Source organism: Methylicorpusculum oleiharenae (genome assembly GCF_009828925.2).
In the GTDB taxonomy this organism is placed as follows: Bacteria; Pseudomonadota; Gammaproteobacteria; order Methylococcales; family Methylomonadaceae; genus Methylicorpusculum; species Methylicorpusculum oleiharenae.
Genome location: NZ_WUTY02000001.1, coordinates 38,867 through 50,888, shown reverse-complemented (window position 1 = coordinate 50,888; position 12,022 = coordinate 38,867). Strand labels below are relative to the sequence as shown.

Here is a 12,022-nt window from a genome sequence, read left to right as displayed (position 1 = left end):
GCCTACCTCATGATGATGCCGATGGTATGCAGCAGTTTAAATAGACCCAGAACCCAAAGCAAACCCAGCAAGGCGCCCCCCACTATATCCGAAGGGAAATGAACCTGAAGATAGATGCGGGAGAGGGCGACCAGGAACGCCAATAAGAGGGTAGTCCCCGTCAAAGAGTAATAGGTAAAGCACCGTTTCTCGGTTTTCAGTATCCAGCACACTGCCATCGAAAAGGCAACGATTTGCGCAGTGTGGGCGCTGGGATAAGAGGCATCCAAAGGGATTTCACCAATAACCGGGAATAAATCGGGGCGTGGTCGTGAGAACCAGAGCTTGGCCAGACGGCTGACCAAGGCAATACCGACTAGGCTCAAACCCAACAAAAAAGCCTCTGCGGCGCGACCGTTTCTGACCAGAAATCCACAGATCAGAGCTGTTACGGGAATTAGTATAAAAAGGGAGCCGGCCCAAGTGATGAGTGCGAAAAAACGATCGAGATGGAAACCTCTCAGTCCGTGAGCAAGGCTAAGCAAATAGCGATCCCACTGATACGGCGGTATACTGATGCGTTCGATGAGGACCAGCAGAACGATTGCAACTAAAAAAGTTACTACTGTTGGCAGGTATTTCAAACCTTGAAAGTACATTGTTTTACCTTATATCTCAGCCAATGAACAGGTTACTTGAAACTTTATCATAAGCCTGATTGAGCATTCAAAGTTCATTATTTCCCCGGACACGCTAAGCATTGAGAACCTAAGCGGTGGTGCTGGGAAGTCCGAGATTCCTATAGTAGCGATGAACGCGGGAAATGCTGCGGAAGCTAATGGAAGTCGGTTTAAGATAATAGTCAAGGGAAACATGCACCGACACCGAGCGGACTCTGCGCATGGCAACAACAATCGCAATTGAACGTTTCAAAAAGGGGTACTATTGCATTTGCATCCCAATACAACGCACTGATGGGAATACTGAGCAATCCGGAAGAATGACTGGAATGCTTTGAAACTCAGCCGGGTAATAAAGCGTGCGAAATCGACAAGATCTTCAGCTACGCCTATTTGATAAGCCATTCGTAGTTTAATGACTCAAACGGCGAAGTCAAAGGCGGAGTAATAATTGGGTTAAATTTATCAAGGTGCTTAGGATTCCGTCAAAAATAACTTCCCGAAATAGTCAGCCGTGAGGCAGAGCCCGGTAATTCCAGCGGGGTAAAAAATCATCAAGCACGATGCGCCTGTTTTGGATGAAATAGGCAGCGCATTGCTTTCCCGTTTCATAGGTGCCCTCCAGGATAGCCACAGTGACTTTGAGTTCCGTATTGGTCTTGGCTTTTTCCGTAAACCGCTTGGCAATCTCGACTGTATAAAATACCACGCCCTGACAGGCGCGGGTGATGTGTGGAAACAAGCGATGCTCAATCGGATTGTGCTTTGAGCAATACGGTGGATAATGCGCAATTCGGATTTCCAAGTCTAAACAGTCGGCCAAAGCTTGCAAGGCTTCTTTGAAAACATGCCGATTAGCGGCATTGCTTCCACCGCCATCGCAGAGGATTAATAATCGCAAAGCATTGGGGTAATGGTAGCGCCCCTGCCGTTGCCACCCCCACACTTGAAACATCATGATCAAGTGTTTCGACGATGACTTGCGTATGGGTATGACCCTCACGGGCGAAGTCGCCGATGAGTTCCTTCTTTTTGGTGTCGATACTAATCACGGGATCTCCGGCAGACAAGTATTCCGCTTTAAGTTGAGTCATGTTTTCGAATTGGGCATTGCGATCGGGATGGGCGCCCATAGATTTTTTCTTGCGCGCCTTACGTTGATCCAGTCCGTTTTTTTTCAACAGCTTGCGAACTGTGCGACGGCTGGTCGGCGTTCCCATCTCCCGTAACCGACGGCTGATTTCACAACGCGATAGATGGGTCCATAACACGCCATCCCGCATCGGGTCCCCGGCGGTGAATTCTGCCAGAAGTGCCAGAAAGTTAACCAACATTTGAGATTACTGTTCAATCGCTGATTTCCGGCCCCCACCTTTTTTTTTCGGACCCGCTCCGATGATAGGTCATCGGTCGAGTCTAATTCCTGCAATCCGCGCCGGATCGTTTTGGGATCAACATCCAATAGCTTCGAAATAGAGTTGATACCGCCATGGCCCAGTTTCGTCGTTTCTGTACCTGCGTATCGACGCTTATCTTTTTCGGACAGAGTGCAAAGCCGCATGACTAATAGGATTGCACTTATAACTTGAATCCAAGCGGGTTAAAAACCTCGATTCTCTTTATTAATTCAGGGAAGTGATTTGGGGCGATATCCTAAGCGGTTCATTCGAACACGTTTTAAACGTTTTGCAACGGGTAAGAAAATATGGAGAGCGGACATTGGCGATGAGAAAATATTAAGTGATTGGTTATCCGCAGCCGCCCTTTTCGGTCATTCGATACATACATTCTGATTGTGATTATTTGATAGGCTGATTGGAACACTCCCCCTTCAGAATGCTGCTTTCAAACTAATACGGAAACTCATCGGTTCGATCGGATGAAAGTGAACATCATCGATGCCGGCAGCGTCTTCGCCGGGCAGCCGGGATGGGTAGTAGTAGTCAATGGCGCTGTCTTTTCTATCCAGAAGATTAAACATCTCCGCCTGTACAGTCCAGTTCTTGTTGAATGCGTAGCCAAGCATTGCAGACAGAAGAATAGTTGAATCTGAACGGACGCTGTTATCTTCGATCAGTGACCGTGGGCCAAAGTAGCGCAGACGCGGACCTCCAAAAAAGCCGCCATAGAGGTCATGAAACGTAGCGCCGGAGGCGATGACTGTTTCCACTGACCCAGGAATATGATTACCTTCCGGCGCATCATCTCGAAAACGTGACTTGGAAAAACTGAAATCCGCATCGAAATTCAACCAATCGGTCGGTGAGTAGTAATTAGCCCACTCCACGCCGTAGCGTCGACTGGGACGACTGGCTTCCGTGGTGCCGGCATCACCCACGAAGAGCAGTTCTGAATCAATATCCAGCCACCATAGCGCCAACGTGCTGTGCAAGCCCTTGACCCAGGTGGTGCGTAGCCCGGTTTCCGCGCCATACGTGCGGGCCAGCGGGGCTGCCGGTTTGACGGGATTTCCGTCGGCATCGACCGATTTACCGCTAGCGGGGTCAACGCGTGTGTTCACGCCGCGGGCATCGTTACTGTGAAAACCGAGGCCGCCATTCAGGTAAAGCTCCGTATCCGCCCAAGGTCCGAAGACGATACCGAGTTTGGGACTGACCAGGCCGTCGGTAGTGTTGCCGTTGTTTTCCTGGATATTGCTATTGTCCACATTAAAGCGAAAGCCGTCGAAGCGTACCCCTAGAGTGGTGCGCAGCCAGTCATTCCAGTGCGTTTTGTTTTCCGCGTAGGGACTGACACTGGTTACCCAGACCTCATCAGCACGGACAGTGTCATAGCTTACCTGGGCTTGAGTTAACAGCAGGCCGTTTTCGATAGTATCGTTACGGATTTGCAGTCCTAGGGTAGTCTCGGAATCGACGGCGCCGAGGTGATGAAAAAAAGTATGACTTGCTTTGAGGCCCGAGGTCCAGCGTTGGTCAGGTTGGGCAAATTGGTCGCCCCGCACCGGGTCATTCAGAAAGTAGGTGAAATTCGAATACAAATCCATTTGCGTATAAAGTCCATACACCATTAGATGAGTAGCGCTGGAGTCGTTCTGCCGGTGCCATTCGGCAGTCAAACTATAGCGCTGGCTGCTACCGCCATCGGTCGGGTCAATGGTCCCGTTCCGGTCTATCAAACCGGCCTCTACGGCACGCTTGGGAATCTGATCGGTTGAATTCCAATCGGCCTTATAGGCCATCGCCGTGACGCTCCAGCCCGAATCCGCGTGCTCTTTACTGTAACGAAGCACGCCATTAAATTTAAGATAATCATTGCTGACCGTCCACGGACCGCCGTTATTGACGACTTCACCGGCATAAAGCAGGCGGCTGTGTTCATCCAGTTTGCTCGATCCCGCCGCTAACCCCCGATAGTAATCGAAACTGCCACCGGTAAATTTAGCGATGTTGTCGCGCAGGTCGTTGAAGTATTTGATATTGGCCGCGCCGGTACTGGAAAAGTCTCCGTTTTCGGCGTAGTAATTACCCTTTTGATAGTTGAGGGTCCTGATCAATTCGGGAATGAGAAAGTTGGTGTCGGTCCAGCCTTGTCCGTGCGCGTTGGAGACCTGGTTGACCGGCACGCCCTCGATCTGGGTCAGAAAATCCGTACCGTGATCGAGATTAAAGCCGCGCAAATAATACTGGTTCGCCTTGCCCTCGCCACTGTGTTGAGAGGCAATGAGGCCGGGCACGGTTTCGAGTATTTCACCGGGACGGGTGATGGGCCGGTATTCCAACTGCTCCTGTCCCACATTGCCTTGCGAGGCGCTGTCGGCATAACCGATCATTGAGTCGGCGCGTTCAGTTACGATCATTTCTGAAAGTTCCACAGATTCCCCGCCGGTAACTTGGGCGTTGGGTTTGCCTGGTGCAGCGTTCCCAGACGGTTCGGCGTAAGCGCTGTTGCCAAGAGAATAGGCGAAGGCTAGCAAAACCAGACGCGCGGCCACGATACCCGCACCGTGCAATAGTAAGGTCGCCAACATGAAGCCGAGCGCGAATGACAGCAGACTGGCTGAAGTGGGCATTTCCTGGCCGTGCGCATAGCCATGAAAAAAGGCGAAAAAAACTACGATGAGTACGCTGAGCAATGCTTGAAAGCGGATGCGGCAGACTATCAGAAAACCGAAAACCAACACGGACAGCAGAATCATCGTTTCCACGCCCGGCACGGAGACCCCCATCATGCCGGCTAACCCACCGAGACTCATCACCCCGACGAACGCAATGGGAAGCTGCCATACAGCTCGGCCACCCAATTGCGCCGCCCAAACGCCCACGGCGAGCATGGTCAAAAGATGGTCCCAGCCGTGCAGAGGATGATTGAAGCCGTTAGCCCAGCCACTCATTGCAATGCTGTCGGTATGGGCCTGGACGTGTGAGGGTAATAGAGACAGCAGCAGCCCTAAAAGGCACAGCAGAGTCGTTTGATTAATGCGCATAAAATTCCTAGATCATTATAATTTTGCATTCGCTCCTCGGCTGGGCAGCCGGGACCAAAAAACATCACATTCGAGCTTTGTTTTATCGGTCTGTGAACACAATCATTATAAAATGTCAGCTTTGGAGCGCACTGATTGTTATTGTTTATTCGAATAATATTTCGTGCTACTTCTTTGCCTATATCAGCGTGTGGCCGTGTCATTATGGGGTTAAATAATGGGGTTCATCTCTATGAATAGCTCGCAAAAAGATCCAGTCCCTCGGTCATGCTCTACACCAATACAACGTTCGGTCTGAAAAACCCGGAAACGATGTCATCGACGAGGGTCTGATTTTGTTTTGGGCGGATAATCAACGCCGCATCATTACCGGCTTTGAGCGGCTCGGACGCTTATTACGTAAAATTGCCTGCCCAGCCCCCACCGTTGAAAAATTAACGAACAGAGATTCGGATCAAATCCGGAACAAAACATTGCTATCAAAGACCTCACGCGATAAAAAAAGAACTTATCCCCCTTCGCCAAATCCCGGATAAAGCGTCATCCCGCCATCGATGTACAACGTTGTGCCGACCACGTAATCGGATGCATCGGAGGCGAGCCAAACCACCGCACGGGCAATATCGGACGGATCCCCGATGCGTTCGTATGGAATCAGTTTCAGTAAATCGGCTTCCGCCTCGGGAGTTTCCCAAGCGCTACGATTGATCGGTGTTTTGATCGCGCCCGGCGACACGGCATTGACCCTAATCTTGTCATGAGCGACTTCCTGAGCCAGACTCTTCATGAACATCAACAGGCCGCCCTTCGACGCAGCATAATTGACGTGTCCGGCCCAAGGAATAATGTCATGCACCGAGGAATTGCAAATAATCTTGCCGGCCGAACAGGACAATTCCGGCACCACACCCCGGCGAAGAAATTCCTTGACCGCTTCGCGGGCGCACAAAAACTGCCCGGTCAGATTGACCGCCACCACGGTTTCCCATTGTTTCAAGGTCATCTCGACAAAAGGCGCATCGAGCTGTATGCCGGCATTGTTGACCAAAATATCGAGACTGTCCCAAGTCCCGATGACTCGTTGAAACATCGCAATCACTTGATCTTCTTGGCTGACATCGGCCTGAACCGCAATGGCTTCGCCGCCCGAGGCTTGTATCTGATCCACTAACTTTCCTGCCTCCTCGGCATCGGACAGATAATTGATCGCCACACGTGCGCCAGCTTCGGCCAATGCGAGCGCAATCGCCGCGCCAATGCCGGAGCTACCGCCGGTCACTAGAGCACGTTGCCCGGCTAATGATTTCTCGATAATAAGCGGCATATCGTCTCTCCTTTTTTCGAGGGTTTAATGGAAAATCAAGGCAAACCCGCACCCGGCACTTCAACTTCGGCCATTTCGATGCGCCCCGATTTCAGACTGTTGGCCTTATCGGGATCGTCCGTTTCGGAAGTCGTGATAAACAAAGTCCGGCGCTCCGGACCGCCCAACATGCATGCGTACGGCACGCCCAACGGCTTGATACGGGCCGAAATCTTGCCGCCCCGTTCGACCCGGATCACTTCGCCGGTTCCGGGACTGGCGACCCAGACCGCGCCTTCGTCGTCGAGACAGATACCGTCCGGCGTTGCCTCGCTCAAATCGGCCCAAGTTCGGGCGTCTTTCAACAGGCCGTCGTTACCGATCGTGAATTCGGTCAAGCGCGCCGCGAAAGTTTCCGCGACGATCAATGTCGCGCCATCCGGCGTGATCACACAACCGTTCGGAAACAGCAAGCCTTCGGCTGCGATCCGGCAACTACCGTCCGTTTCGACCGCTATCAAATGAGTCTTGGCTTGCGGGGCGCCGCCGTGCAAATCGTAGCCGAAGTTGCCGATATAAACGCGGCCGCCGGCTGCCGCGATCATGTCGTTGCAATGAAACGGTGCCAATGCGGACAAATCGGCATAGAGAGTCCAAGCCCAGGCTTTGATTTTATAAATGGCACGCTCGGTCATCGCAACGACTAAAGGCGTTCCATCAGGCAGCCAAGCGAGTCCGCCCGGCAGATCGTCGGTTTCGAGAACACACTCGGCCTGCCCACCGGTTTTCACGGTCATCACACGCCGCGCATGCTGATCGGTAAACCAGAGACGATCGCCGCGCCAACGCGGCGCTTCAGGAAAGGCCAAGCCGGTCAGCAGTATTTCGGTATCATGTTTCATCGCATTTGCTCCCAGAATAAGCCAGCCAATCCACGATCGATTCAACCAGCGTTTCGACGGCTTGTTCGCTGTCTATTAAAAGGATATCGTGAGACGATTCAAGGGTCGCGAGCTGGCTATCGAGCAATTCGGCACCTAAGAAATGGCCTTGCCGTGTCGTCAAACGTCGATGCAGACTTTCACGGTTGCCGCTCAAGAAGACAAAGCTCACGTTAGCTTCGGCACCGCGCAATATCTCGCGGTAACTCGCCTTCAATGCCGAACAAGCCAGCACCGCCGAAATACCGCGATCGAGATGATGTATGATTTCATTGTGCAAGCTTTCCAGCCAAGGCTTTCGGTCGTTATCGTCCAGCGCTTCGCCACGCCGCATTTTTTCTATACTCGCTTCGGAATGAAACGCATCGCCTTCGATGAAGGACCAGCCTAAATACTCGGCCAGCGCCTTGCCGACCGTCGATTTTCCGCAACCGGAAACACCGCCGATGATTACGACGCGCGCGGTACGATGCCGGGTGCCGTTCGACGAGTTCATATTTTTCTCGTCAGTCCGGTAACGTAAAAACAAGATAGCCCCATGCTGGAAAATGGAACCGGATACTCTCCTCGTTCATTTCGACACCCGGCTTCTGCGGCTGCGAACTCAACAGGACTTGCGTGTTATTTTTGGCTTTCGGTATCTGTGCCCCTACAAGACGACACTGGCCCGGCTGAGCGGCATAGTTGACGACGACCCAAGCCGTTTCACAGGCCGATCGCCATCGATAAACGATGAAATCCTGCCAGGATGCGTTGCGCTCTTCGGCCGGACTGCAGTCCACCAATGTCCATTCGCCGCCTCTAAACACCGGCCTTTGCAAGGTCTGCAGCAAATCGCTGTAAAACTCGCTCAAGCGCTGATCGGCGGTTTCATCGGGGCCACGGCACAGATGAATTGGAATATGTACACGTTTACCAGTCAATTGACCGTCATGAAAAAAACGCAAACCCGGCGACAGAAAAGTCACGATCGCCGCGGCTTTGTGGATATCCTGCGGAAAAGTCTCCGCGGCGCGCGGTTCGTCGTGGTTTTCGAGAAAACGCGCCAGCTTGCTCTGAAAATCCAGATCCGCGACCAAATGTTCGCGCACCGGGCGGCCAACTTGATCTCTGAGCCGGTCGTAAAGGCGTTTGTCGTAGGTGTAATTGAAGCCTTGCTGCTGCAGCGTCCATTCGAGATCCCAATAAACTTCGGCCAATAACACGAAATTCGGAAAACGCTCGCGCACCGCCGCAATCGCCTTCGGCCAAAACGGCTCTATCGATTTCCCCCAGGTTCGCTCGAATACGTCCGGCAAAATCAACATCGCCATGTCGCAGCGCACGCCATCGCAGCGTTCTGCTATGGCAAGCAATTCGGCGATCATCGATTCCTGTACCTTGGGATTGCTGTAGTCCACCTGCAGCGCATCAGGCCAGCCGTCGAAATAAGGATCGCGGCCGTAAGCAAACACATGTTTGCCGTGCAGGCTTTCGAGCTCGATATAATTTTGCGGTTCTCGCGTAAGATCTTCATACGAGCCTTGAATATAAAATTCCGGGCGTTGCCGAACCCAAGGATGATCCAATGCGGTGTGATTCGGTACAAAATCGAGCATGAGCTTTAGGCCTCGCTCGTTCAGCTTTTTGCGCACACTGGCAAGGGCTTCATCTCCGCCGAGACACTTCGCCGTTCGATAAGCCGCGACCGCGAAGCAAGACCCGCAGATGTCATCTTCGGATAAATAGGCCAAACTCGCATGAAAACCTGCTTGCCACGGCTCATGACTTCGGGAAACTTGTGCTCCGGCTTGACCGGTTTGCCAAACGCCCAGCAGCCATAGCCAATCGAAACCTTGTTCGGCAATGCCTTGCCATTCGCTATCCGGCCAGTCGCCGATGCCGGCAGCCCCACCCCGATCGCGGCAGAATTTGCGATGCCGGACCCGTGTATTGATCTGATAAAGCGATGGATAATGTGAAACCGCCATTTCGTCACCTCGCTAGCTGGGTTGTATTTTCGTCCGTTCCCGCCAATGCTTCGACGACTCCCTGCATACCGCCTTCCAACAATTCTTCATGATCGAGCGAACCGAATATCGTCAACAATGTCGCCAGGGTTCCGGTCCAGCCGGTTTGATGACTGGCCCCCAGCCCCGAACCGTCGTCGCCATGAAAATATTCATAGAACAACAGATTGTCATGAAAATGAGGATCGTTCTGAAACTTTTCGGCGCCGCCGAAGACCGGCCGCCTGCCGTTTTGATCGGGCAGAAATATATCCATCAGCCGGCATGAAATTTCCTTGGCGATTTGAAACAGATTGAGCCGGTTGCCTGAACCGGTCGGGCATTCCATCATAAAATGGTCGCCGTAGTAGGTATGCATCGCCAGTAAGGACTGGACGATCAATAAATTGGCCGGCAGCCACACCGGGCCTCGCCAGTTCGAATTGCCGCCGAACATATAGGTATCCGACTCGCCCGGTTTGTAAGCGACTGTATAAGTTTGGTCTTGCCAATGAAACTGATAGGGATGATCTTGATGATATTTAGACAGCGAGCGAATGCCGTAAGGGCTTAGAAACTCTTGTTCGTCGAGCAATCGGGTCAACACGCGCCTTAATTTCTCTTCATCCAAGATCGCCAGCAAGCGCCGGTTCTCTCTGCCGGGCGTCACCGGACAGAAAATCGCCTCAGCCAGATGCTCCTTTTGCTGAACCAGTTTTTCATAGCGGGCCGCGAGCTCAGGCAATTGCGTCAAGGTATCGGCTTCGATCACCGTGACCGCGCATAACGGCAACAAGCCGACCAGCGAACGAACTTTTAAACGTGTCGAGCTGCCGTCCGGGAAACGCAGCACATCATAGAAAAAACCGTCCTCCTCGTCCCACATATCCCGGTGTTCGCAGCCAATATCATGCATCGCCGCGGCGATTTCCAAAAAGTGATCGAGATAAGCAGTGACCTTTTGTTGATAGCCGGGATCGTGCTTGCTCAACTCCAGGCCGATCTGAATCATGTTCTGCGCATAGAGCGCCATCCAGGCGGTGCCGTCCGACTGTTCGAGATGCCCGCCGGTCGGCAGATGTTCGCTGCGGTCGAACACGCCGATATTGTCCAAACCCAAGAAGCCGCCTTGATAAACATCGCCGTCGGGGCCCTTGCGCGTTTCCCACCAATGAAAATTGCGCTCCAAACCGGCAAAGGCGTTCTTCAAAAAGTCGATATCGCCCTCGCTCCGGCGCTCGCGATCGATACGATAGACCATGCACACGGCCCAGGCATGGACCGGCGGATTGACGTCGCTGAAATTCCATTCGTAAGCAGGAATCTGGCCGTTCGGATGCAAATACCGTTCGTCAAGAAATAGGCTGAGCTGCCCCTTCGCAAAATCGGGATCGACCCGTACCAGCGCCAAGGTATGAAAAGCCGAATCCCAAACCGCGTACCACGGATATTCCCATTTATCCGGCATCGATATGATGTCGTGGTTGCGCATGTGCCCCCAATCGCCGTTGCGGGTAGCCGTACCGTGATGCTCGTCGAGCCAGCGGCCGACATCGAATTCGTAATATTGCTTGGACCATATCATGCCCGCCAGTGCTTGCCGCAACACAAGCCCTTGCTGGCCCGGTAGTTCGCCGGTCAACTCCTGATAAAATTCATCCGCTTGTTTGGTTCTTTGCTCGAAGATGGCGTCGAAGTCTTCGAAAGCCGTTTTCGCTTCACCGTCCGCTTTACGCATGCGCAGTTTTACGGTTTTCGTCTCGCCGGGCCGAACGGTCAACGCATAATCGGCCGCCGCTTTCGTGCCGAATCCTTCCGGATTCACGGCATCGTGCTTGCCAAGCACGATGCAGTCGTTGATGCCGTCCTTGACATAAGCGCTATGGTTCTCGCCACCGAACAATAAGCGGTTATTGCTTTCATTGTCGACGAACAACCACTCCGGCGCGCCTTCGGCGATAAATTGATAATCGCCTAATTCCGCATGACTCGCAGACACCGCGCTCGCGCCGTTTCCGCTTTCGCCCCGGTTCAATTGGGGCTGAGCCATCTCATACGACCCCGCCCAAGTGTTGCGAAACCACAGTGTCGGCAGCACCCGAAGCGAAGCTACGGCCGGACCGCGGTTCACGATGCTGATGCGGATCAGAATATCCTCGGGTTCCGCCTTCGCATATTCGACGAAGACATCGAAATAACGATCCTCGTCGAAAACACCCGTATCGATCAATTCATATTCGGATTCTACTTTGGAGCGCCCGCCGTTGGTCTCGACCAGATCTTCGTATGGAAATGCGGCCTGCGGATATTTATAGAGATATTTCAGATAGCTATGGTTCGGCGTCGCATCGAGATAGTAATAATATTCCTTGACGTCTTCACCATGATTGCCTTGCGGCCCGGTCAATCCGAATAGACGTTCTTTCAATATAGGGTCTTGCCCGTTCCAAAGGGACAGCGCGAAACAAAGCTGTTGACTCTCGTCGCTGATACCGCCCAAACCATCTTCGCCCCATCGATAGGCACGCGATGTCGATTGAGAATGCGGGAAATAATTCCAGGCGTCGCCGTTGTCGCTGTAATCTTCACGCACCGTTCCCCATTGCCGTTCGCTGAGATAGGGTCCCCATTTCGACCAAGCCTTGCCAGCGGTGTTTTCTAGCGTATCATTTTTTGTCATGGTC

7 protein-coding genes and 1 pseudogene are annotated in these 12,022 nt (G+C 52.7%); all 8 read right to left on the bottom strand.

Going from position 1 to position 12,022, the window contains the following annotated elements; all coding sequences use genetic code 11:
* Positions 1-2: 2 nt before the first annotated feature.
* Complete coding sequence (locus tag GO003_RS00225) at positions 3-638, bottom strand: phosphatase PAP2 family protein (RefSeq protein WP_159658139.1); 636 nt, start codon at positions 636-638, stop codon at positions 3-5.
* 529 nt (positions 639-1,167) lie between these two features.
* Positions 1,168-1,942: pseudogene (locus GO003_RS00220) on the bottom strand (ISAzo13-like element transposase-related protein).
* A gap of 548 nt (positions 1,943-2,490) precedes the next feature.
* On the bottom strand, positions 2,491-5,106 hold the full coding sequence (locus GO003_RS00215; protein ID WP_159658140.1) for a TonB-dependent receptor domain-containing protein: 2,616 nt from the start codon (positions 5,104-5,106) through the stop codon (positions 2,491-2,493).
* 508 nt (positions 5,107-5,614) lie between these two features.
* A complete protein-coding gene (locus tag GO003_RS00210; RefSeq protein WP_159658141.1) occupies positions 5,615-6,430 on the bottom strand; it encodes a glucose 1-dehydrogenase in 816 nt (271 codons plus the stop codon).
* A 35-nt stretch (positions 6,431-6,465) separates the two neighbouring features.
* Entirely contained in the window at positions 6,466-7,356 is an 891-nt protein-coding gene (locus GO003_RS00205; protein ID WP_231088737.1) for an SMP-30/gluconolactonase/LRE family protein, read from the bottom strand.
* Positions 7,301-7,846 (bottom strand): gluconokinase, encoded by a 546-nt coding sequence (locus GO003_RS00200; protein ID WP_159658142.1) that lies wholly within the window; start codon positions 7,844-7,846, stop codon positions 7,301-7,303. The genes GO003_RS00205 and GO003_RS00200 overlap by 56 nt, the downstream gene beginning before the upstream one ends.
* 10 nt (positions 7,847-7,856) lie before the next feature.
* Positions 7,857-9,320: an alpha-amylase family glycosyl hydrolase gene (locus tag GO003_RS00195; RefSeq protein WP_159658143.1), complete on the bottom strand. Its 1,464-nt coding sequence runs from the start codon at positions 9,318-9,320 to the stop codon at positions 7,857-7,859.
* A gap of 4 nt (positions 9,321-9,324) precedes the next feature.
* The gene (locus tag GO003_RS00190) at positions 9,325-12,018 is read right to left on the bottom strand and encodes an MGH1-like glycoside hydrolase domain-containing protein (RefSeq protein WP_159658144.1); all 2,694 of its coding nucleotides are present in this window, start codon (positions 12,016-12,018) and stop codon (positions 9,325-9,327) included.
* Positions 12,019-12,022 lie beyond the last annotated feature (4 nt).

Excerpts from the sequence above, each read along its gene's own strand:
- GO003_RS00225 (WP_159658139.1), bottom strand. The coding sequence starts at position 638 with ATGTACTTTCAAGGTTTGAAATACCTGCCAACAGTAGTAACTTTTTTA.
- GO003_RS00215 (WP_159658140.1), bottom strand. The coding sequence starts at position 5,106 with ATGCGCATTAATCAAACGACTCTGCTGTGCCTTTTAGGGCTGCTGCTG.
- GO003_RS00210 (WP_159658141.1), bottom strand. The coding sequence starts at position 6,430 with ATGCCGCTTATTATCGAGAAATCATTAGCCGGGCAACGTGCTCTAGTG.
- GO003_RS00200 (WP_159658142.1), bottom strand. The coding sequence starts at position 7,846 with ATGAACTCGTCGAACGGCACCCGGCATCGTACCGCGCGCGTCGTAATC.
- GO003_RS00195 (WP_159658143.1), bottom strand. The coding sequence starts at position 9,320 with ATGGCGGTTTCACATTATCCATCGCTTTATCAGATCAATACACGGGTC.
- GO003_RS00190 (WP_159658144.1), bottom strand. The coding sequence starts at position 12,018 with ATGACAAAAAATGATACGCTAGAAAACACCGCTGGCAAGGCTTGGTCG.